Source organism: Verrucomicrobium sp. GAS474, from assembly GCF_900105685.1.
GTDB lineage: Bacteria > Verrucomicrobiota > Verrucomicrobiia > Methylacidiphilales > GAS474 > GAS474.
On record NZ_LT629781.1, the window covers coordinates 1736086 to 1756454 of the forward strand.

17 protein-coding genes are annotated in these 20369 nt (G+C 67.1%); 6 read left to right on the forward strand and 11 right to left on the reverse strand.

Annotation, left to right across the window (positions count from 1 at the left end):
- On the forward strand, nt 1-1341 hold the full coding sequence (locus BLU04_RS07210; RefSeq protein WP_093284044.1) for a PAS domain-containing methyl-accepting chemotaxis protein: 1341 nt from the start codon (nt 1-3) through the stop codon (nt 1339-1341).
- A 319-nt stretch (nt 1342-1660) separates the two neighbouring features.
- Here BLU04_RS07210 and BLU04_RS07215 read toward each other — a convergent pair whose 3' ends face one another.
- From BLU04_RS07215 to BLU04_RS16375, 7 genes are all read right to left on the reverse strand, one after another.
- Nucleotides 1661-2407 (reverse strand): hypothetical protein, encoded by a 747-nt coding sequence (locus BLU04_RS07215; protein WP_093284046.1) that lies wholly within the window; start codon nt 2405-2407, stop codon nt 1661-1663.
- 19 nt (nt 2408-2426) lie between these two features.
- Nucleotides 2427-4535 (reverse strand): squalene--hopene cyclase, encoded by a 2109-nt coding sequence (gene shc / locus BLU04_RS07220; RefSeq protein ID WP_093284049.1) that lies wholly within the window; start codon nt 4533-4535, stop codon nt 2427-2429.
- A gap of 570 nt (nt 4536-5105) precedes the next feature.
- Nucleotides 5106-6245, reverse strand: coding sequence for a glycosyltransferase family 87 protein (locus tag BLU04_RS07225; protein ID WP_093284051.1), 1140 nt, complete (start codon nt 6243-6245; stop codon nt 5106-5108).
- Nucleotides 6246-6254: 9 nt separating this feature from the next.
- Nucleotides 6255-7445, reverse strand: a complete 1191-nt coding sequence (locus BLU04_RS07230) for an aminotransferase class V-fold PLP-dependent enzyme (protein ID WP_093284054.1) — start codon at nt 7443-7445, stop codon at nt 6255-6257.
- Nucleotides 7446-7457: 12 nt separating this feature from the next.
- Entirely contained in the window at nt 7458-8633 is a 1176-nt protein-coding gene (nifS, locus tag BLU04_RS07235) for a cysteine desulfurase NifS (RefSeq protein ID WP_093284056.1), read from the reverse strand.
- 374 nt (nt 8634-9007) lie between these two features.
- The gene (locus BLU04_RS07240; protein ID WP_157895185.1) at nt 9008-10126 is read right to left on the reverse strand and encodes a glycosyltransferase family 4 protein; all 1119 of its coding nucleotides are present in this window, start codon (nt 10124-10126) and stop codon (nt 9008-9010) included.
- Nucleotides 10123-12639: a hypothetical protein gene (locus BLU04_RS16375; RefSeq protein ID WP_157895186.1), complete on the reverse strand. Its 2517-nt coding sequence runs from the start codon at nt 12637-12639 to the stop codon at nt 10123-10125. The genes BLU04_RS07240 and BLU04_RS16375 overlap by 4 nt, the downstream gene beginning before the upstream one ends.
- An 88-nt stretch (nt 12640-12727) precedes the next feature.
- Here BLU04_RS16375 and BLU04_RS07245 point away from each other — a divergent pair, with 88 nt between their 5' ends.
- The 4 genes from BLU04_RS07245 to BLU04_RS07260 all read left to right on the forward strand — a co-directional run bounded on the left by BLU04_RS07245 (nt 12728) and on the right by BLU04_RS07260 (nt 16754).
- Nucleotides 12728-13741: a KpsF/GutQ family sugar-phosphate isomerase gene (locus tag BLU04_RS07245; RefSeq protein WP_093284061.1), complete on the forward strand. Its 1014-nt coding sequence runs from the start codon at nt 12728-12730 to the stop codon at nt 13739-13741.
- A 27-nt stretch (nt 13742-13768) separates the two neighbouring features.
- Nucleotides 13769-14332 (forward strand): elongation factor P, encoded by a 564-nt coding sequence (gene efp, locus BLU04_RS07250; RefSeq protein WP_093284064.1) that lies wholly within the window; start codon nt 13769-13771, stop codon nt 14330-14332.
- A gap of 239 nt (nt 14333-14571) precedes the next feature.
- Nucleotides 14572-16206, forward strand: coding sequence for a methyl-accepting chemotaxis protein (locus tag BLU04_RS07255; RefSeq protein WP_231964909.1), 1635 nt, complete (start codon nt 14572-14574; stop codon nt 16204-16206).
- Between the two features lie 32 nt (nt 16207-16238).
- Nucleotides 16239-16754: a chemotaxis protein CheW gene (locus BLU04_RS07260; RefSeq protein ID WP_093284069.1), complete on the forward strand. Its 516-nt coding sequence runs from the start codon at nt 16239-16241 to the stop codon at nt 16752-16754.
- Nucleotides 16755-16819: 65 nt separating this feature from the next.
- On the opposite strand, the gene BLU04_RS07265 is transcribed toward BLU04_RS07260, so the two are convergent.
- The 4 genes from BLU04_RS07265 to BLU04_RS07275 form a co-directional block, all read right to left on the reverse strand.
- Complete coding sequence (locus BLU04_RS07265) at nt 16820-17419, reverse strand: DR2241 family protein (protein WP_093284071.1); 600 nt, start codon at nt 17417-17419, stop codon at nt 16820-16822.
- Nucleotides 17394-18233, reverse strand: coding sequence for a CbiX/SirB N-terminal domain-containing protein (locus tag BLU04_RS07270; protein ID WP_093284074.1), 840 nt, complete (start codon nt 18231-18233; stop codon nt 17394-17396). Before BLU04_RS07270 ends, BLU04_RS07265 begins: the two co-directional genes overlap by 26 nt.
- Nucleotides 18234-18300: 67 nt before the next feature.
- Complete coding sequence (locus tag BLU04_RS16380) at nt 18301-18453, reverse strand: hypothetical protein (protein ID WP_157895187.1); 153 nt, start codon at nt 18451-18453, stop codon at nt 18301-18303.
- 123 nt (nt 18454-18576) lie between these two features.
- Nucleotides 18577-19062, reverse strand: a complete 486-nt coding sequence (locus tag BLU04_RS07275) for a chemotaxis protein CheX (RefSeq protein ID WP_093284076.1) — start codon at nt 19060-19062, stop codon at nt 18577-18579.
- A 195-nt stretch (nt 19063-19257) separates the two neighbouring features.
- Between BLU04_RS07275 and BLU04_RS07280 the strand changes: the two genes are divergently transcribed.
- A complete protein-coding gene (locus BLU04_RS07280) occupies nt 19258-20214 on the forward strand; it encodes a ketose-bisphosphate aldolase (RefSeq protein ID WP_093284079.1) in 957 nt (318 codons plus the stop codon).
- Nucleotides 20215-20369 lie beyond the last annotated feature (155 nt).

Below are 20369 nucleotides of genomic sequence, written 5' to 3' on the forward strand. Positions count from 1 at the left end.
ATGTTAAACTTTTTAAAGAAGCAATCGAGACTGGGTGATCATCCTTCCTCCACTCAGGACCTTCAAGGCCAGGTCGAGGCGATCCGTCGCTCCCAGGCTGTGATCGAGTTTAACCTCGACGGGACGATCCTCTGGGCCAACGACCACTTCCTCTCCGCGATGGGCTACGAGCTGGAGGAGATCCGGGGCCAGCACCACCGGATCTTCGTCGACGAGTCGACCGACCAGGAGGCCTACCGCCTCTTCTGGCAGAAGCTGGGCCGGGGCGAGTACGATTCGGGCAAGTACAAGCGGATCGCCCGGGACGGCCGCGAAGTCTGGATCCAGGCCTCCTACAACCCGATCTTCGACCGCTTCGGGCGGCCGGTGAAAGTGATCAAGTACGCGACCGACATCACCGCCGAAGTCCTCCGCAACGCCGACGTCGCGGGCCAGCTCGACGCCATCAGCCGCGTCCAGGCCGTGATCGAGTTCGACCTCGACGGGACGATCCTGACGGCGAACGAGAACTTCCTCGCGACCACCGGCTACACCCTCCGCGAGGTCCAGGGCCAGCATCACCGGATGTTCGTGAATCCCGCCGAGGCGAACAGCCAGGGCTACCGCGAGTTCTGGCAGCGCCTCGGCTCCGGCCAGTTCGACGCCGGGCAATACCGCCGCGTCGGCAAGCACGGCCAGGGCATCTGGCTCCAGGCCTCCTACAACCCGATCTTCGACGCCGACGGGCGGCCCTTCAAGGTCGTCAAGTACGCCACCGACGTCACCGCCCAGATCGAGGCGACGCAGACCCTCCAGGACGCCCTCTCCCAGCTCTCCGCCGTGATCCAGCAGAACGCCTCGAACGCGAAGGACGCCGATCAGGCCGCCGCGACGGCCTCGGCCATCACCGTGAAGGGCCAGGTCGTCGTCTCCGACGCCGTGGCGAACATGACCGCCATCGCCGACAGCTCGAAGAAGATCGGCAAGATCGTCGGGATGATCAACGAGATCGCCTTCCAGACGAACATCCTCGCCCTGAACGCCGCCGTCGAGGCCGCCCGGGCCGGGGACTCCGGCGCGGGCTTCGCCGTCGTCGCCGAGGAAGTCCGCTCCCTCGCGCAACGGAGCGCAGTCTCGGCAAGCGACATCGGCGAGCTGATCGGCGACGCCCTGAAGCGGATCGAGAGCGGCCGCATCCGCGTCGAATCGATGGGGACGACGATGGAAAACATCTCCTCCTCCATCAAGCAGGTCGGCGGAACGATGTCGGAGATTCTGGGCGCGTCGGAGAACCAGGCGGCAGGGATGGAGAAGCTGAACCGCGCGATCGCACAGCTGAGCCACACGACGATCTTGAAGTAGGCGGGGGGCGTTCCAAGCGTATCGCTTCCCTGGATGCCGCGGGAGCGGGGCAGCCCTTCGGGGCTGGCGCGGTCAACCCTGTACAGCTGGAGGCGACCCGCTTTATAGCCACAGAGGGGCTTCGCCCCTCCGTGACCTCCCCTTCGGAGGGCCTGAACTAGGCGGACGCGCTTTGGCGGCGCCTCGTCTCCGAACTGGATTAAAATCGGCTGCTTCCTGGAACGCCCGAGGGTACGAACTGAAGGGGTGGCGGTACCAATACGCCTAGACTCCTATCGGAAGAGAAGCGTATGGGAGAGGGAGCGCTTACGGAAGTCCCCTACCGCGCCATCTCCGCAATCTGCTCCACCCCATGCGACAAAGCCTTCCGGGCCGGGTTCAGGTGCGAGACGAAGCGGACGAAGGGGACGATGTCCCAGGGCCGCGCGAAGAGCGCCGCCAGGAGCCGGAGCGGGGTGGGCTGCTGCCGCACCAGGTCGAACGAGGCGTCGAGGATCTCCTGCGGGAGGACGTCGTCGAGGCCGTCGGAGACGACGCGGAGGGGGAGGAAGGGGACGCCGAAACGCTCGGCCTCGTCGGCGACGGCGGCGGTCTCCATGTCGACGAGGTCGAAGCCCTGGTCGGCCAGGGCGCGGCGGCTGGCGGGCGTGGCGGCGACGGCGGCGGCGCTGTGGAGGAGGGCGCGGCGGGTGTCGGGGAGCGCCTTGTCGAGCCACGGCGCGGCCGAGGGGGTGAGGTAGTTCGAGGCGACGAAGAGGGTGTTCCGGCGGAAGGCCGGCCCGGCCCGCAGCGCCCCGGCGTAGCCGGCGAGGACGAGGAGGCGGAGCGGCGTCAGCTTGCGGCGCTCCAGCTCCCGGGGCAGTTCGGCCAGGGCGAGGGCGGTCCGCCGCCGCGCGGTCTCGGCCCCCATGCCGACGATCAGGACGAAGACGACGGCCCCTTCCTTCCCGTCGAGGATCCCGACGTGGCACGGCACCTCCTCGCCGAGGAGGATCGTCTTCCGCCGGTAGAGGCGATGGAGGAGGGGAGCCGCCTCGTTGTCGAGGGCGAAGGCGAAGGCGATCATGGACTCGAACTCTTCCGGGTCAGGCCGAGGCGGTGGGGGTCTCGGCTTCGGGCGCGGCGGAATCGCGCTGGCGGCGGTACTCGGCCATCTTCAGCGTCGAGGCGGCCCACGCCTCGGCCTTCTTCGCCTGGTCGGCGCGGAGGCTGTTGAACGTGGCGAGGGTCAGGAGGGGCCAGTTGTTCCGGTACATGTCGTAGCGGAGGTAGAAGACCTTCGGGAAGCCGGTGCCGGTGATGAGGCTCTCGCTCCACGACCCGTCGGCGTTCTGCGTCCGGGCGAGGTAGTCGATGCCGCGCAGCACGCTGGGACGGCTGGCGTCGCCGCAGGCGAGGATGCCCATGACGGCCCACGCGGTCTGCGAGGCGGTGCTCGTCCCCTGGCCCTTCAGGTGGGGATCGTCGTAGGAGGCGACGGTCTCGCCCCACCCGCCGTCCTCGTTCTGGCACGATTCGAGCCAGTCCCGGCCGCGGATGATCCAGTCCTGGTTCATGTCCTCGTCGATCGACTCGAGGCCGCGGAGGATCTGCCACGTGCCGTAGATGTAATTCACGCCCCAGCGGCCGTACCAGGAGCCGTCCTCCTCCTGCGTGTCCTTGATGAACTTGATCGCGCGCTGGATGAATCGCTCGCTCCGCTTCACCCCCATCATGCCGAAGAGCTCGAGGGCCCGGCCCGTGAGGTCGCTGCACGGGGGGTCGAGGATCGCGTTGTGGTCGGCGAAGGGGACATGCTCCAGCCAGCCCTTCGTGACGTCCTTGTCGAAGGCCGCCCAGCCGCCGCCCTTGCACTGGAAGCTGATGATCCACTTCTTCGCCCGCTCCATGACCTCGCGCTTCTGCTCGGGGTCCCGCGCCTCGATGAGGTGGAGGGCCATCATCACCTCGAGGGTGTCGTCGACGTCGGGGTAGTAGATGTTATTGTACTCGAAGGCCCAGCCGCTGTTCTCCGGGTGGGGATTCTTCACCGCCCAGTCGCCGCGATGGCGGACTTCCTTCGAGATGAGGAAGTCGGCCGCCTTCTGGAGCCGGGGATCGTTCGCGGGGAGGCCCGATTTCACGACGGCTCCGGCGGTGATCGCCGTGTCCCAGACGGGGGAGAAGCAGGGCTGGATGCGGTAGTCGTTCTCCGTCGCCGTGGCGTCGACGTGGAGGTCGTCGAATTCCTTCTTCGCCTTCTTCAGGAGCGGATGCTCGTCGGTGTAGCCGAGGGCCTTCAGGGCGATCACGGCGTACATCATCGCGGGATAGATCGCGCCGAGACCGTCGGAACCCTCGCCGACGCGGGCGACGAGCCATTCCTCGGCCTTCTTCAGCGCGATGCCGCGCGAGGGACGCCAGGGGAGGCGCTCCAGCCACTTCAACCCGAGGTTGATCGTGAGGAAGAAATTGCGGAAGGAGACCGCCTTCTTGCTCCACGGCAGGGCGACGTCGGCGTACTCGGTCCCGTAGGGGTAGAGCTCGTGGATCTGCTGGTGCTCGGGGAGGCGGCGGGTCGGCTTGAAGTGGTTGATGATCGCCAGGGGGATCACCATCGTCCGGCTCCAGGCCGACATCTCGTAGATGTTGAAGGGGAACCAGTTCGGCAGCAGGATCAGCTCCACCGGGATGATCGGGAGGTGCTCCCACGGGAAGAGGCCGAGGATGGCGAGGTTCAGCTTGCAGTACGTGTTGCACTTCGGGATCCCGCCGAGGCGGAGGATCGCGGCGTGGGCCTTCCGCATCTCGGGCTCGTCCGGGGTGAACCCGGCGAGCTTCAGCGCGAGGTAGCACTGGACGGTCGCGTTCACCTCGCTCGGGCCGGTCGGATAGATGTTCCAGCCGCCGTCGGGGAGCTGCTCCTTCAGGATGTGCTTCACGCATTTCGACTGCTTGTCGTAGTCGATCTGGCGGAGCCAGTGCATGTAGAGGATGTAATCGGCGGTGAGCGTCGAGTCGACGTCGAGCTCGCCGACCCAATGGCCGTCCCCGTTCTGGATCGAAAGGAGGAAGTCGCGCGATTTCTGGGTGGCCGCCTGGGCGCGCTGGTCGATCGCCGCCTCGGCCTCGAGGTTGAACACGGTGAAAGTCCGCTCCCGCTCCTTCAGGGAAGGCGAGGGGGAGGGTTGGGACGGGACCGGAGACTGAGCCATCGGATTAGGGTAGAGAGGCTGTTTTTGGTGTCAAGAGGGGGGCGGGGGGAGCTGTGGAGCGGGGGTGCCCGTTGGGGCTTGCGCGGTCAACCCTGTACAGCTGGAGGCGATCCGCTTTATAGCCCAAGAGGGGCTTTGCCCCTCCTGGAACCTCCCCTTCGGAGGGCCTTAGCTAGGCGGACGCGCTTTGGCGGCGCCTCGTCTCCTCACTGGATTAAAATCCGCTGCTTCCCGAGCGTCCGAGGGTACGTACTGAAGGGGGAGCGGTACCCATACGCCCTGACTCCTATCGGGAGAGAAGCGTATGGGAGAGAGGTCTTCAGGGGTTCAGCAGCGAGGAGATAGGACTGCATCCTTGGATGCTCCTTCCCATGGCTCGGCCCTTAAGGAGGTTAGATCCAGCGGAGTAGAGTGCGCGTATGAGATTAGCCTCTTGGATTGCGCCTCATCCACACCACGGCCTATCAGAGGGGCGGCGCAGCCTCTCTTGCATCTCTAAACGCGCGTCCGGCCTCCAGCTGCACAGGGAAATGTACCCGGTCCCGAAGGGCTGCCCTCTTCGCGACCCCCCTACCTCCCCCGCTCAAACAAAACCCTCTTCCGACTCATCCGCCCCATGAGATAGCCCAGGAAGGCGAGAGCAAGGAGGGCCTTGAGCCAAAGATGGCTCCACGGACGAATCCAATCGCCGTAACTGTCGCACCCTAGGAGGAGGACCAGCAGGACGAGGCATCCGGCTTCTCCCTTTCGCCCCATCGCCATCGCGTGGGCGAGGAAGGGGAGGACGACGGCGGCGAGGATGACGTAGGAGTTTTCCTCGGTCCGGGGGTTGAAGAGCATGAGGTAGGCCCCGGCGAGGGCGGCGATCCAGAGGGGGGCGTTGCGCGGGTCGTTCCGCGGCGCGGCGAGGGAGAGGAGGAGGACGCCGAGCGCCGCCCCGACGGAGACGAGGTGGAGGGTCTGCTGCGGGACGGGATGGCCGAGGAAGGTCCACAGGAGGCCGCCGAGGTCGCAGAAGCCGTGCTCGTCGGGCGATCCGGCGATCTTCAGCTTTTCGGCCATCAGCCGGTATTGGTCGACGACGTAGCCGGGGGCGGTCGGGGCGAAGAGGAAGGGGACGAGGGTGAAGACGAGGAGCCCGGCGAGGAGCCGGAGCCGCATCGCCGGATAGACGGCGGCGGCGAGGAGGAGGGGGGCGGCGGCGATCGGCTTCAGCGCCAGCATCAGGAGGAGGAGGAGGGTGGCCATCGTCCAGCGGCGGGCGATCAGCTCCAGCGCGGCGAGGAGGAGGGCGGCGGCGAGGGCGATGTTCGTCTGGCCGTTGCGCGCGCTGGCGAAGGTCGAGGGGAGGAGGAGGAAGCTGAGGAGGGCGAACCAGCCCGCGTTGGGGAGCCCCGCCCGTTCCTGCCGCAGGTGGCCCGCCAGCCGCCAGACGGCGTAGGCGAGGAAGGCGAGGGAAAGGACGCGCCAGAGCACCTCGCCGAGGGCGAGGGGGAGCTGGGCGAAGGGAACGAAGATGAGCGCCGCCTGCGGGAAGTAGAGGAAACCATGGATCGAGCCGAGGTCGTAGAGGGGCGCGTGGGCGAGCCACAGCGCGGCGGCGTCCCGGTAGACGGTGACGGTGTGGGCTCCGGCGGTGCGGAAGACGACGACGGCGAGGATCGCGGCGTAGAGACCCCAGATCGTCCAGCCGGTGCGGAGGAGGCGCATCGGGAGACGCTAGGAGGAGAGCGCCTCGAGTACGAGATCGAAATCGGTCTCGGTGTTGTAGAAGTGGGGGGAGAAGCGGAGGTGGGGGTTGCCGTCGAGGTCCCAGCGGTGGGAGGCGGTGATTTTCTTCGCCTTCAGTTTGTTGAAGAGGGCGACGTAGTCGGCCTCGGAGGCCCCCGGCTTGCGGACGGTGAGGATGCCGGTCTTCGCCTCGAACCGGCCCGACGAGGCGGGGAAGGCGTCGGAGAGGACCTCGTATCCGGCCTTGCGGAAGAGGGCGGCCCCGTAGTCGTGGAGGCCGAGGAGGCGATCCTCGATCCGGTCGATCCCGAGTTGGAGGAGCATCTCCATCGAGGCCTTCATCCCGAGGATGCCGAGGCCGAAGAGCGCGCCGCACTCGTAGCGGCGGCCGTGGTCGGGGAAGGCGATCTCCTCCTGCGCGATGAAGCGGGGGGAGGTGACGTTCCACGAACCGAGGAGGGCGGGGCGGAGCTTGGCGAAGTGTTCCTTCTTCACGTAGAAGATCCCCGCGCCGAGCGGGCCGAGGAGCCACTTGTGCGAGTCGGCGCTGAGGAAGTCGACGTAGGCGGCGTCGACCTCGGTCGCGCCGAGGGACTGGATCGCGTCGAGGCAGAAGAGGATGCCGCGCTTCTTCAGCTCGGTCCCGATCGTCTTGTAGTCGAGCCGGTAGCCGGTGAGGAAGTGGCACGAGGCGAGGGCGACGAGGCGGGTCCGCGGCGTGAGGGAGGCGAAGACGAGTTCGGGCGTCAGGTGGCCGGTGCGGGCGGGGGCGACGGGGACCGGCTTCACCCCCTGGCGGGCGAGGTCGGTCCACGGGTAGACGTTGGAGGGGTAGTCGCCCGGGTAGTAGACGACCTCGTCGCCCGCGTTCCACGTCAGCCCGGAGGCGACGAGGTTCAGGCCGAGGGCGGTCGGGCCGAGGAGGGAGATCTCCTCGGGCTGCGCCGAGACGAGGAGCTTCGCGGCGACGGCGCGGGCCTGGTCGAGTTCCTGCGGGAAGCCTTCGTATTCCTGCGAGGCGATGGCCCCCTTGTGCGCGCCGAGCTGGACGGCCTCCTCGGCGACCTTCGGCAGGGGGCAGACCCCGGCGTGGCCCATGAAGATGCCGTGGCGGGTGACGGGGAAGGCCGCGTGCCGCGCGGCCTCGTCGGGGAAGGTGAGGCGTTCGACGACAGGCATGGGAAGGAGGGGTTAGGCCTTGGCGGCCGGGGAGGCGGCGGGCCGGGGTTCGCGGAGCTCGGCGACGAAGCGGGGGAGGAGGTCGAGGACGGTCTCGATCTCGGCCTCGGTCGTGAGGTGGGAGAGGGAGAGGCGGATCGTCGAGCGGGCCTGCGACGGGGTGAGGCCCATCGCGGAGAGGACGTGCGACGGCTCGAGGGAGCCGGTCGAGCAGGCCGACCCGGCCGAGGCGCAGATCTGGTGCTCGTTCAGCTTCAGCAGCAGGCCCTCGGCCTCGAGGCCGTCGAAGCGGACGCTGGCGGTGTTCGGGAGCCGCTCGGTGGCGTGCCCGTTCCGGTGGGAATTCGGGATGCGGGAGAGGATGCCGTTTTCCAGCTTGTCGCGGAGGGCGCGGGTCTGCGTCTGCTCGTCGATGAGGTTTTCCAGGGCGAGTTCGGCGGCGCGGCCGAGGGCGACGATGTGGGGAACGTTCTCGGTCCCGGAACGGCGTCCCTTTTCCTGCGACCCGCCGATGAGGAGGGGGGAGAAGCGGGTGCCGCTGCGGATGTAGAGGACGCCGACCCCCTTCGGGGCATGGAGCTTGTGGCCGGAGAGGGCGAGGAAGTCGCACTGCACCTGCTTCACGTCGATCGGGACCTTGCCGGGGACCTGGATCGCGTCGATGTGGTAGAGGACGCCGCGCGCCTTGCAGATCTTGCCGATTTCCTCGACGGGGAAGAGGACACCCGTCTCGTTGTTCGCCCACATCGTCGAGACGATGGCGGTGCCGTCGTGGATCGCGGCATCGACCTCGGCGGGATCGAGGGTACCGTCCTCGCGGACGGGGAGCCAGGTCACGGTATAGCCGAGGGTCTCCAGGTGCTCGCAGAAGCTGTGGACGGCGGCGTGCTCCACCTGCGTGGTGACGATGTGCTTCTTCCCCGTCGTGCGGAGGGCCGACCAGATGGCGGCGTTGTCCGACTCGGTGCCGCAGCTGGTGAAGACGATCTCGCGGGCCTCGGCCCCGATGAGCTTCGCGACCGACTCGCGGGCCTTCGTCACCGCCGCGCCCGCTTCCTTCGCCACGCGGTAGAGGCCGGAGGGATTGCCGTAGAACTCGGTGAGATAGGGAACCATCGCCTCGAAGACCTCGGGAGCCACGGGCGTGGTCGCATTGTTATCGAGATAGATGGCAGCCTGAGTGTTCATAGGGGGGGAGGGACGAGAATGGGAGAAAAGGACCGAGTTTTCAAGAATTTACACCGCGACGCCAGTTCCGCCAGCACTGGGACTGATGATTTCCCCCAAGCGTTCCTCTCCCGATAGGAGTCTGGGCGTATGGGTACTGCTTCCCCTTCAGTACGTACCCTCGGGCGTACTGGAACCATCCGATTTTAATCCAGTGAGGAGACGAGGCGCAGGGGGAAACGCGTCCGCCTAGCTAAGGCCCTCAGAAGGGGAGGTTCCAGGAGGGGCAAAGCCCCTCTTGGGCTATAAAGCGGGTCGCCTCCAGCTGTACAGGATCGACCGCGCCAGCCCCGAAGGGCCGCCCCGCTCCCAACGCGCCCAAGAAAAGAACCCCCTCACCCCCCCTTCACAACTCCTTCCAACTCCCCCGCCATCGTCCGTGCCGAATCTTCCCAGCTCAGCGCCCCCGCGCGGGCCGCCGCCCCCTGGGCGAGGCGTTCCCGCCCCGCCGGATCGGCGATCAGCCGCTCCATCGCGGCGGCCCAGGCAGGCACATCCCCCCAAGGAAGGAGAAGCCCGCTCTTCCCGTCATCGACAGCGTCGCGGAGGCCCGGCACGTCGGCGGCCAGGGTCGGGGTCCCGCAGGCCCCGGCCTCGATCACCGAGAGGCCCCAGCCCTCCTTGCGCGAGGGATAGACGAGGGCGGTGGCCCGCCGCATGAGGGCGCTCTTCTCCTTCTCCGAGACCGCGCCGGGGAAGCGGACGAGGGTGCCGAGGCCGAGCTTCAGGACGAGGGCCTCGAGCCGGGCGCGGTCGTCCCCCGCTCCGGCGAGGACGAGGCGCGCCTCGGGCCGCCGCTCGACGACCTGGGCGAAGGCGCGGAGGACGACGTCGAGCGACTTGTACCGGCGCAGCCGCCCGACGTAGAGGAACGTGGCGGGATCGCAGGGCCGGGCATCGCCGGGCGTCTGCGCCTCGGTGGCGTGGCCGTAGAGGACGACGCGGAGGTTCTGCCTCGGCAGCCCCCGCTCGACGAGCTCGTCCCGCGTGCTGGCGCTGATCGGGAGGAGCGGCGTCTTGCGGTAGGCGAAGGGGAGCAGGGCCTCCCCGATGCGGATGAGCGTCCCTCCGAGGAGCCCGGCGGCGGAGAACGCCGTCTCCCCGAGAAGGTGGGGGACGATGGCGGCGACGGGGAGCTTCGGGAAAAACCACGGGAGGAAGAACGGCAGCTTGTCGATCCCCTCGACGACGAGGTCGTAGTCCCGGCCGTGGCGATTGACGTGGCGGGCGACGTTGAGGGTGAAGAGCGCCTCGGAGCCCCGCCGGATCAGGCCGAGGTGGTCGCTCCGCTCCTCGGCGGGCGCCCCCGGGAAGGCGGTGCAGAGGTAATCGACCTCCCATTTCCACGGCCCGGCGGGATCGGCGAGGCGGCTGAAGATCTCGCGCAGCGCCCGCTCGGCCCCGCCCGCGCGGGGGTTCTTCCAATCCCGGTATTCGACGAGGAGGAGTTTCACGCCTTGCGGGAGAAAAAGAGGAGGAAGCCGAGGAGCCCCGCCGTGGCGAGCCACGCGAGGAGGGAGAGGCCGAGGCAGAGCCCGTACCAGAACGGGGCCTCGAAGCGGAAGGTGACGGCGGCCCCGGGATGGGGGACGGGGGCGGCGAGGTAGGCGCCGAGGGCCTTGCAGACGGGAAGGGGATGGCCGGCCTCGTCGAAGGCCTTCCAATCGGGATGCCAGTTCTCGGGGACGACGACCCAGGCGGCGTCATAGGGGGCCGGGGCGAGGCGGATCGTTTCGGGGTTGAGGTTGGCCCGGTGGGGGGCGAGGAGGGGAAGCCGCTGGGAGGAGGGAAGCGGGGAATGGTCCTGGTCGTTGTCGTTCTGCTGCGGGAGGGCGATGTCCTCGTTGGAGTCGAGGGCGGGCTCGATCGTCCAGCGGCCCTTGCCGTAGAGGGCGAGGGATTGGGCGGGGGAGGCCGTCCCGGGGGCGACGAGGCGGGTGCGGCGGACGGGGAGGGCGAGGGCGGGCGCTCCGGCCCCGGGGACGGCGAGGACGGCGAAGTTCGGGTTCTCCAGGACGGCGGGGAAGAGCTTGCGGAGCTGGTCGGCGAAGGGGGCGGGGAGATCGGGATCGGTCTTGTCGAGGACGACGTGGGAGACGCCCGCGGCGGCGAGGGCGGCGGCGTAGGCCTCCGGGGTCTCCCGCCCGGCGTCGGCGAGGGCGCGGCTCCATTCCGGCTGGAGGTAGCTCATCGCCGCCTCGGTGTGGAGGGGGCGGCCCGTCTGGGCGGGGAGCTCGAGGTAGAAGTAGCGGCCCGAGAAGACGAGGGCGGTGCCGGGCTCGGTCTCCGCGTGGTCGCGGAGGAAGGCGGCGGCCTTCCCGTAATCGGCGAGGACGGCCTCGGCCTTCGGCTTCCCCTCGCCGGCCGGGAAGCCGTCCCGGAAGAAGGCGGCGTGGTAGGTCGAGAAATCGGTGAGGGTGGTGGCGACGAGGAGGAAGGGCGCGAGGAGGGCGAGCCGCGTGCCGGGGCGGAGCCCGGTGAAGCCCTGCCGCCACGCCAGCGCCCCGGCGAGGGCGATGCAGAAGCTTCCCCCCATGTTCCAAAACGAGGCCGGGGCGCGGATCTGGCCGAAGCCGGGGAGATGTTCGACGAGCGGGAAGAGGGGGACGACGAGCCAGAAGAAGGCGAGGCCGACGAGAATGAGGCGACGTTTCCAAAGCCAGTCTGGATCTCGTTCCTGATCTGCGCTGCGAAATAACGAAAAGATCAAAAGGATCGGGAAAAGAAGAAGCCAGATGAAGGAAGATGTTGTTAGCCGTTCACGTTGCGAAGAAGTCAGGGAGGTGAAGGCAAAGGAAGCCAGCAGAATGACGAGGGCGGCCTGGGCGAGGAGGACGAGCCAGAGGAGGGGGATCGACCAGTTCGCCATCTCGGCGGAGTGGGAGAGCAATTGGCGATGGGCCCCGAGGGGGGAGCGGACGCCGTAGGAGAGGGTGCCGAGGAGGAGCGCCCCGCCGACGAAGAGGCGGAAGAGGCCGCCCTCCCGCGTCCGCAGCCAGTCGCGCTTCGCCGCCAGCATCGCCGCGATGCCGGAAACCCACAGGATGCCGGAGTAGAAGGCGTCGGCCGAGGTGTGGAGCCCCTCCGGTGCATCGGCGAGGAGGAGGCCGCCCCGGTCCCAGAGGGAGAGGACGCTCTTCAGCGTGAAGCCGTCCTGCCAGACGGTGAAGGGATCGTGGGAGAAGAAGGTCATCCACCGCTGTTCCCGCAGCAGCGGCAGGAGGGGGAGGAGGGCGAGGGGCAGGGCGACGAGGGCGGCCCGGCCCAGCCGCAGGGCGAAGGCGAGGCGCTCTTCCCGCGTCGCCGGGAACGCGAAGGCGGCCCACGCGGCGAAGAGGGCGACGATCGGCATGAAGAGGAGGGCGACCTTCGTCGAGGTCAGCAGCATCGCCGAGGTCCCCAGCGCGAGGGCGAGGACGGCGGGCCAGCCCCCATCCTTTCCGGGACTCTTGGCCACCCGCAGAACGAGCCACAGGAGGAGGGGGGCGAAGGGGAAGCAGGCGACGGTGCCGAGGTGCTCCGCCTCCGCCAGCCGGATCGCCATCTCCGGGCAGAGGAGGTAGAAGGCCCCGGCGAGGGCCGCCGTCGTCGCGCACCCCGTCAGCTCGGCGGCGAAGCCGTAGAGCATCAGCGCGGCGAGGAGGGCGAGGCCGAGGGAGAGGAGCTTGTAGGCCTCCGTCGGCCCGATGCCGAGGGGGGCGAGGAGGAAGCGGCCTCCCTCGAAGTAAAGGACCTGCATCGCGGTCTGCCACATCGGGGCGAGGCTGACGCCGTGCATGTAGCTGGGCGTCCACCAGGCGATCCCGCCCGAGGCCCGGCAGGCGCTTTCCCAATCGTGGAGCTTCGCCAGCGGCAGGAGGAGTTCCCGCGCCCCCGCCGCCTGCCCCAGCCAGCCGTGGCCGACGAAGCCGAGGAAGGCCAGGGCGAAGGCGAGGAGGAAGAGGAAGGGAGGGCGGGGAAAGCGCATCGAAGGGGACCGCCACCCTACCAATCCCCCGCCCCGGGACAAGTCTATGCGATGTTGTCATCGCCGATTCAATCGGCTAATGGAAAGGATGGATTCCGTCCGCGCCCGCCCCGCCAAAGCCGCCTCCGCCCCGAAAGAGATCAGCCAGGCCCGCCGCGTCTTCGACATCGAGATCGACGGCCTCCGCCGCGTCCAGAAGAAGATCGGCCGCTCCTTCCCCGCCGCCGTCGCCCTCCTCGCCTCGGCCGTCGAGAACGGGCGGAAGATCGTCGTCTGCGGCGTCGGGAAGTCGGGCAACATCGGGCAGAAGATCACCGCCACCCTCAGCAGCACCGGCTGCCCGGCGGTCATGCTCGACCTCCTCAACGCGATCCACGGCGACCTCGGCGTCGTCTCCGAGGGCGACGTCATGATCGTCCTCAGCTACAGCGGCGAGACCGAGGAGCTCGTCCGCGTCCTCCCGATCTTCGCCCGGATGGAGGTCCACATCATCGCCATCACCGGCAGGCCGAAGTCGACCCTCGCACGCAACGCCGACGTCGTCCTCGACGTCGGGGTCCCGAAGGAGGCCTGCCCGCTGAAGCTCGCCCCCACCACCAGCTCGACCGCCCAGCTCGTCCTCGGCGACGCGCTGGCGATGGTTCTGCTGGAGAAGCGGGGGTTCAAGAAGGAGGAGTTCGCCCGCTACCATCCCGGCGGCAGCCTGGGGAAGAACCTTCTCCTGAAGGTCTCCGAGGTCATGCGCCCGGCGGAGAGCCTCGCCATCCTCCCCGGCACCGCCCTGGTCCGGGACGCCCTCCGGCAGTGGAACGTGAAGCGGACGGGGGCCGCCGTCATCGTCGGGAAGAAGCGGCAGGTCGTCGGCATCTTCACCCACGGCGACTTCATCCGCCGCTACGAGACCGACCCCAACATCGGCAATGCCCGCCTGGCCGACGTCATGACGGCCAATCCGATCACCGTCCACGTCGGGAAACTGGCCGCCGAGGTGCTCAATGTCTTCCAGAAGAATCGTATTGATGATCTTGTGGTTGTGGACGATACTAACCGCCCCGTCGGGCTCGTGGATGCCCAGGACGTGACCAAACACCGCATCGTTTAATAACGAGTTACAGAGAGATTTTTCAGTATGTCCAACGCCAATGCCAACGACGTCCATAAAGGACAGGCCATCAAGTTTAACGGCGCCGTCTGCGTGATCCTCGAGACGCAGCACCGCACGCCCGGCAACCTCCGCGCCTTCGTCCAGCTCACCATCCGCAACCTCAAGACCGGCAAGTCGTCGGTCGAGCGCTTCGGCTCGAGCGACAAGCTCGAGATCGTCCCGATCACCCGGACGAAGTACGAGTTCAGCTACAAGGACGGCGAGGACTACGTCTTCATCGAGCCGAACACCTTCGACAACCTCACGCTGAGCCCCGACAAGGTCGCCAAGATCAAGGACTACCTCACCGAGAACCAGGCCGTCGAAGTTCTCTTCACCGACGAGGTCGTCGCCGAAGTCGAGCTCCCCTCGACCGTCACCCTGAAGATCGCCGAGTCGGCCGACGGCGTCCGCGGCGACTCCGCGAACAACGTCATGAAGATCGCGATCCTCGAGACCGGCCTCCAGGTCCAGGTCCCGCTCTTCATCAAGGAAGGCGAGCTCGTCAAGATCAGCACCGAAGACGGCAAGTATCTGAGCCGCGCCTAGGTCTTCAGACCCCCAAAACCGCCGCTTCCCGCAAGGGGGCGGCGGTTTTTTTTGTGCCGGTCCGGTCAATCATGAACCACAAGGGTGGTCGGACATTGACCTGCGTCCAAAGGGGGAGGAGTCGGAAAAGGATGAAAACTGAGGGGGAATACTCACGGGAAAGCGCCGAATTCCAGTAATATTATGGGGTTGTGGGGATGAAGTCGTCATGCGGCATGCACGATGCGAGTATCGGTTTAATGAAAAACTCGGATTGGACGATTGGTAAGCGGATTCTCGTCGGCTGCGCACTCTTGATTCTGATTAATACCGTGGTCGGCATCTTCAGCTGCATCAGTATTTCAAAGTTGAAGAGCCATACGGAAAGCATCGTGACGAACTGGATCCCGGGCATCAACGACGCGGGAGCGATCAACGCCGAAATCCGGACGCTGAATCGGTTGATCCTTCAGCATATTTTGGCCGATACCCCCGAAGCCAAGGCGAAGGTCGAGACGACCTTCAAGACCCAGCTGGAACTGGTCGACAAGCTGGTGAAGGATTACGGCCAGTCGATCGATCCCGAGGAAAGGGAACTCTATGCCGCGATGACGCGCACGGTCGCCGCCTATATCGCCCAGGCGAAGGTCGTCGAGGGCCTGAGCGCGGCGGGGCAGGCCAAGGAGGCGCACGAGACCTTCGACCAGCAGATCGTGCCGCTCTACGCCGCCGCCCGCGATGCCGTCGTCGCCGAGAACAAATACAATCAGAAGGGCGCCGACGTCGAGGGGGCCGAGACCACCTCGCTGGCGAAGTTTGCCTTTGCCGCCGTCGCCTCCAGCGTGGTGATCGCCTTCGTCGTCGGGCTGCTGACCGCCTTCCTCAATATCCGGAGCATCACGACGGCCCTGAACGCCGTTTCCAGCTCGATCAACGACGGTTCGGCCCAGGTCGCCTCGGCGGCGGGCCAGGTTTCCTCCAACAGCCAGTCCCTGGCCGACGGGGCGAGCGAGCAGGCCGCCTCCCTGGAGGAGACGAGCGCTTCCCTGGAGGAGATCAGCAGCATGACGCAGCGCAACGCCGAGAGCGCCCAGAGCGCCCAGGCCCTTTCCGGCCAGGCCCGCGCGGCGGCGGAGACCGGCGCCCTCCGCACCGGGGAGATGCAGCAGGAGATGGCCGCGATCCGGCAGGCCAGCGACGAGATGGGCGCGGCCATCGCCGACATCCGCGCCTCCGGCAACAACGTCTCGAAGATCATCAAGACGATCGACGAGATCGCGTTCCAGACGAACATCCTGGCGCTGAACGCCGCCGTCGAGGCGGCCCGCGCCGGGGAAGCCGGGGCCGGATTCGCCGTGGTGGCCGAGGAGGTCCGTTCCCTCGCCCAGCGGAGCGCCGACGCGGCCAAGGAGACAGCCCAGATGATCGAGGCCTCGGTGGCCCAGAGCGCCCGGGGCGTCGAGGTGAACCAGCGGGTCGCGGTCCGCGTCGCCAGCATCGCGGAGAAATCGGCGGGCGTCCGCGTCAGCCTCGACGAGATCGTGACGAAGGTCCGCGAGGTCGACGCGCTGGTGAGCTCGATCGCCTCGGCCTCGAAGGAGCAGACGGAAGGGATCGGCCAGGTGACCAAGGCGGTTTCGGCCATGGACAAGGTGACCCAGAGCAACGCCGCCGGGGCCGAGGAGACGGCGAGCGCGGCCCAGCAGCTCGACACCCAGTCCCAGGAGTTGAGCGCCGCCGTCGATATCCTCGCCCGGTTGGTCAACGGGAGCGGCGGGCAGGCTCCTTCGCCGGCGTCGGCGCGAATCGCCCCGTCTGCCCCGCGCGCCCGGGTCACGGCCAGCCGGACCGCCCTCCAGGGGTCTTCCCGCGACAACGCCTTTCGGAACATGTAATCGGGCGGGAAACCTCAATCGAACAACCCTTGATGCAAACGACTTTGAAACAGGATGAAGCGGCGGCCCCAAGCCTGGCGGGGAAGTATCTGACCTTCGGCCTGGGCCGGGAATCCTACGGGATCGGCGTGCTGAAGATCCGGGAAATCATCCGGATGTTCGAGATCACGCCGGTGCCGGAATTGCCGAAGCACATCCGCGGCGTCATCAATCTCCGGGGGAAGATCATCCCGGTGATCGACCTGCGGTGCCGTTTCGGCATTTCCCGGGCCGAGGGCGAATCGACGGAACGGAACTGCACGGTGGTGGTCCACGTGGAGCGGGAAAACGGCGAGACGTGCCTGATGGGGCTGATCGTCGACGCGGTGGAGGAGGTCATCCTGATCCGTGAGGAAGAGATCGAGCCGACGCCCCGTTTCGGCGGGGAACTCAGCGCGAGGTACATCCTCGGCATGGTGAAGATCAAGGGGAAGGTGAAGACCCTCCTCGACATCGACGCGGTGCTGGCCGCCGATGCGGCCGAGATCCTCGCGGGAGCGGCTGCCTAGGGCCAATCTCCCTCCAATCGGGCGTTTTTCTGCCGCCGCTTCCCGCAAGGGGGGCGGCGGTTTTTTTAGGCCTTCTTCCCGGCGGCAACGATCTCCTCGCGGACTTTGGCGATGAGATAATTGCAGGCCTCGGGGCAGGGGAGGGGGATCGCGTCGGGCGCGGTTTCCGGCGCGGGCGTTCCCGGGCCCCATTGACGGCGGCGGAGGCACACCGCCTCGCATGTCCCGGCGATGGCGGCGCGGAGCGGCTCGCCCTCGTCGCCGCAGGTCTGGACGAGGCGGTACATGCCGGTTTGCCGCCGCGCGGTTTCGGAGAAGGGGACGGGGGGACGGGGATGCGCCCAGAACGGGAGGGCCGAGGGGTAGAGGGCGTGGAGGGCCTCGACGAGGGCGGGGAGGACGAGGGGGTGGGTGCGCCAGCCGTTCCGGAGCCCCCGCGCGACGCGGAGGGGGCGGTAGGTCCCGCTGGCGTCGGCCTTCCCGATCTCGCGGATGGCGGGAAGGTCGGCGAGGCGGCGGAGGCTTTTTCCGGCGGCGTCGGCGTCGACGCGATGGCGCAGCTCCCATCCCGCCGGGGAGGGAAGCAGGACGAGTTCCCCGAGGAAGACCGGCTTCCCCTCCGAGGCCTGCAGCCGGGCCTCAAGCGTTTGCGAAATGGAGGGCATCGAATTTGTCGACTTGGGCGACGATGACGTCGGCGATCCGGGGGTCGGTGCCGAGGGCGGGGGCGTACCAGAGCCGCCGCCCGTCGATCGCGTGGGGATTGAGGACGCCCTGCTCCCGCACGTTTTCGGTCATGCCGAGGAGGACCGGGATGTCCTCGTAGGAGTGGAGGCCGTCGGAGATGAAGAAGGGGACGGCGACGACGTTCGGCTGGGCGGCGATCGTCCGCCACTCCTTGATGAACGGGGCCTGCTCCATGAAGGCGGCGTGGCAGGCGGCGTAGGGACGGGGCCGGAGGGCGGCGATCCGGGCGGCCTGCTCGTAGACGATCTTCGTCGAGTTCTCGTTCAGGCCGGTGCCGTGGCCGATGACGAAGAGGGCGGTCGTTTCGGGATCGAGCGGCGGGACCCCCGAGGCGCGGACGACGACGGCGGCGCGCTCCAGCAGGACGTCGGTCATCGAGGGGTGGAGGCCGACGGGCTCGCAGTAGCAGAGGGTCTTGCCGTCGCGCCGGGTGATCGGGGAGCCGGGCTCGAGGCCGAGCTCGCGGGGGATCACCTCCTCGGTGAAGTAGCCGGAGCTGATGAAGTCGGGAACGATGTAGACCCGTTCGGCCTCGACCTGGTCGAGGACGAAGCGGAAGTTCGGCTCCTCCTTCCAGAAACATTCGTGGACTTCGGCGAAGAGGCCCTGCTCCCGGATGCGGTCGGCATGGCGGTAGGTGGGCGTGCTGGAATCGGCGTTCAGCGTCGAGCCGTGCCCGGCGACGACGAGGGCGGCGCGGCGACGGGGCTGGGATTCACGGGAGCCGGACATGAGGCATCCACACTATCGCCCGGGAGGGCCGGGGAGCAAGGCGGGAGGAGGAAGGACGGACGCCGTCCTAGGGATTGAACATCTTCAGAATGTCGTCGATGTCATTCTGATTGTACTTGTCGTCGTCCTGCGACTGGTCGAAGGCGAGACCCTTTTCCTTTTCGGGAATGGCGATGGTCTCGTCGTGTTTTAGCAGACTCTCGCGTCCTTCATCGGCCATGATTTCGATACGATAAGGAACCGAGGCGAAAACGCAAGGAGTGAAGATACCTAAGACTTAAGGCGGAAAGGAGGTCGAGATCGCCTCCATCGCACCCCTGTCGGAGGGGCGCTTTTCAGCCACCTAGTCGGCCTTGACGAGGGCGAGGACGTGGAACGTCGCGCCCGAATCGACGACCTTGAACGTGAAGGCGCGGGAAATGGTGAAGCCCTTGCAGCTCACCGAAATCGAGGTGCCGCGGAGGACGTTCGGGATGCTGAGGGCCGAGTTGTATCCCTTGTCGGCCATGTGGGTCTTGATGTTCCCCGTCACCATGTTGGTGAACTCGCCGAGGACGTCGTTCTCCGCCCCCTCGTCGACGCCCGCCTCGTCGCCCGTGATGATCCCGGCCACCCGGCGGGAGAGGGCAGCGGGAAGGGAGAGATAGATGACCCCGGCGATGGCGGGACCGGCGAAGCTGACGTTCCCCGTCACCTCGTGGAGCGCGTCGGCGGGATTGCCCGAAACGTCGATCGACTCGACCGGGGCGACCTCGAGGGAGGCCATCGTCGAGAAGATGCGGACCACGGCGGAATTGAGGGAGGCGATGATTTCGGCGGCGACGTCCATATGAGATTGGGGAAAGCGGGGCGATGATCGTTAAACCGATTCACTGCCACAAGCTAATTTCATTTCGCCATTCAATTTTTAATTTCAGTTAACGTTGTCGCCATAAAGAGAAACGCACCGGAAGGAGAATCTGCGGGAGAGGGGGAGGTGGTGCTTGCCAAAGCGAACGGCCTCCCCCTAGTACGGTCACTAACCATGATTGTCACCACAGCCGAACTCTTCAAGGTGGCCTACGGCAAATACGCCGTCGGGGCCTACAACGTCAATAACATGGAGCAGATCCTCGGCCTCTTCAAGGGGTGCGTCGATTCCAAGGCTCCCTTCATCATCCAGCTCTCCAAGGGCTCCCGGAAGTATGCCGACAAGCGGATGCTCGAGGCCCTGATCCGCACCGCGGAAGTGATCTATCCCGACGCGATCTTCGCCGTCCACCTCGACCACGGCGACGAGGAGACCTGCTACGACTGCATCGACTCCGGTTTCTATAGCTCCGTCATGATCGACGCCTCGCACGAGGACTTCGCCGAGAACGTCGCCATCACGAAGCGCGTCGTCGAGCGCGCCCACGCCAAGGGCCTCAGCGTCGAGGCCGAACTCGGCAAGCTCGGCGGCGTCGAGGAAGACATCCAGGTCGACGAAGGCCACGCCTGCCTCACCAACCCCGAGGAAGCGATCGAGTTCGTGAAGCAGACCGGCTGCGACTCCCTCGCCGCCGCGATCGGCACCAGCCACGGCGCCTACAAGTTCAAGGGCCACCAGTCCCTCCACTTCAACGTCATCAAGTCGATCCAGGAAAAGATCCCCGGCACCCCGATCGTGATGCACGGCAGCTCCAGCGTCCCCGCCGAAGAGGTGAAGCGCATCAACGCCGCCGGCGGCACCCTCGACCCGAGCGCCTGCGGCGTCGACGAGAACGAGTACCTCCCCGCCGCCAAGCTCGGCGTGACGAAGGTGAACATCGACACCGACGGCCGCCTCGTCTGGACCCGCGTCCACCGCGAGTTCTTCAAGGAAAAGCCCGGCGAGTTCGACTTCCGCCCCCCCGGCAAGGTCTTCATCGAAGAGTACGCGAAGTTCATCGCGCACAAGAACGAGAAGCTCGGCTCCGCCGGCCAGGTCGAGACCGTCCGCGCGGCGGTGGTGAAGAAGTAGGTTCTTTCGTCCGATTGGAAAAAGGCGGCATCCCGTGGGGGATGCCGCCTTTTTTTGTGGGGATGAAGCCCTTTGGCTTCGCTTGTTATCGGGACGCGTGTTTCATTCCATACGTTTCTCTCCCGATAGGAGTCAGGGCGTATTGGCCCCGTCTC

What these genes read in the sequence shown, in the direction of transcription:
- BLU04_RS16380 (WP_157895187.1), bottom strand. Translation starts at nt 18,453, where the DNA reads ATGGCCGATGAAGGACGCGAGAGTCTGCTAAAACACGACGAGACCATC.
- BLU04_RS07215 (WP_093284046.1), bottom strand. Translation starts at nt 2,407, where the DNA reads ATGATCGCCTTCGCCTTCGCCCTCGACAACGAGGCGGCTCCCCTCCTC.
- BLU04_RS07245 (WP_093284061.1), top strand. Translation starts at nt 12,728, where the DNA reads ATGGATTCCGTCCGCGCCCGCCCCGCCAAAGCCGCCTCCGCCCCGAAA.
- BLU04_RS07280 (WP_093284079.1), top strand. Translation starts at nt 19,258, where the DNA reads ATGATTGTCACCACAGCCGAACTCTTCAAGGTGGCCTACGGCAAATAC.
- BLU04_RS07265 (WP_093284071.1), bottom strand. Translation starts at nt 17,419, where the DNA reads ATGCCCTCCATTTCGCAAACGCTTGAGGCCCGGCTGCAGGCCTCGGAG.
- BLU04_RS07270 (WP_093284074.1), bottom strand. Translation starts at nt 18,233, where the DNA reads ATGTCCGGCTCCCGTGAATCCCAGCCCCGTCGCCGCGCCGCCCTCGTC.
- shc (WP_093284049.1), bottom strand. Translation starts at nt 4,535, where the DNA reads ATGGCTCAGTCTCCGGTCCCGTCCCAACCCTCCCCCTCGCCTTCCCTG.
- efp (WP_093284064.1), top strand. Translation starts at nt 13,769, where the DNA reads ATGTCCAACGCCAATGCCAACGACGTCCATAAAGGACAGGCCATCAAG.
- BLU04_RS16375 (WP_157895186.1), bottom strand. Translation starts at nt 12,639, where the DNA reads ATGCGCTTTCCCCGCCCTCCCTTCCTCTTCCTCCTCGCCTTCGCCCTG.
- BLU04_RS07275 (WP_093284076.1), bottom strand. Translation starts at nt 19,062, where the DNA reads ATGGACGTCGCCGCCGAAATCATCGCCTCCCTCAATTCCGCCGTGGTC.
- BLU04_RS07230 (WP_093284054.1), bottom strand. Translation starts at nt 7,445, where the DNA reads ATGCCTGTCGTCGAACGCCTCACCTTCCCCGACGAGGCCGCGCGGCAC.
- BLU04_RS07210 (WP_093284044.1), top strand. Translation starts at nt 1, where the DNA reads ATGTTAAACTTTTTAAAGAAGCAATCGAGACTGGGTGATCATCCTTCC.
- nifS (WP_093284056.1), bottom strand. Translation starts at nt 8,633, where the DNA reads ATGAACACTCAGGCTGCCATCTATCTCGATAACAATGCGACCACGCCC.
- BLU04_RS07225 (WP_093284051.1), bottom strand. Translation starts at nt 6,245, where the DNA reads ATGCGCCTCCTCCGCACCGGCTGGACGATCTGGGGTCTCTACGCCGCG.
- BLU04_RS07260 (WP_093284069.1), top strand. Translation starts at nt 16,239, where the DNA reads ATGCAAACGACTTTGAAACAGGATGAAGCGGCGGCCCCAAGCCTGGCG.
- BLU04_RS07255 (WP_231964909.1), top strand. Translation starts at nt 14,572, where the DNA reads ATGAAAAACTCGGATTGGACGATTGGTAAGCGGATTCTCGTCGGCTGC.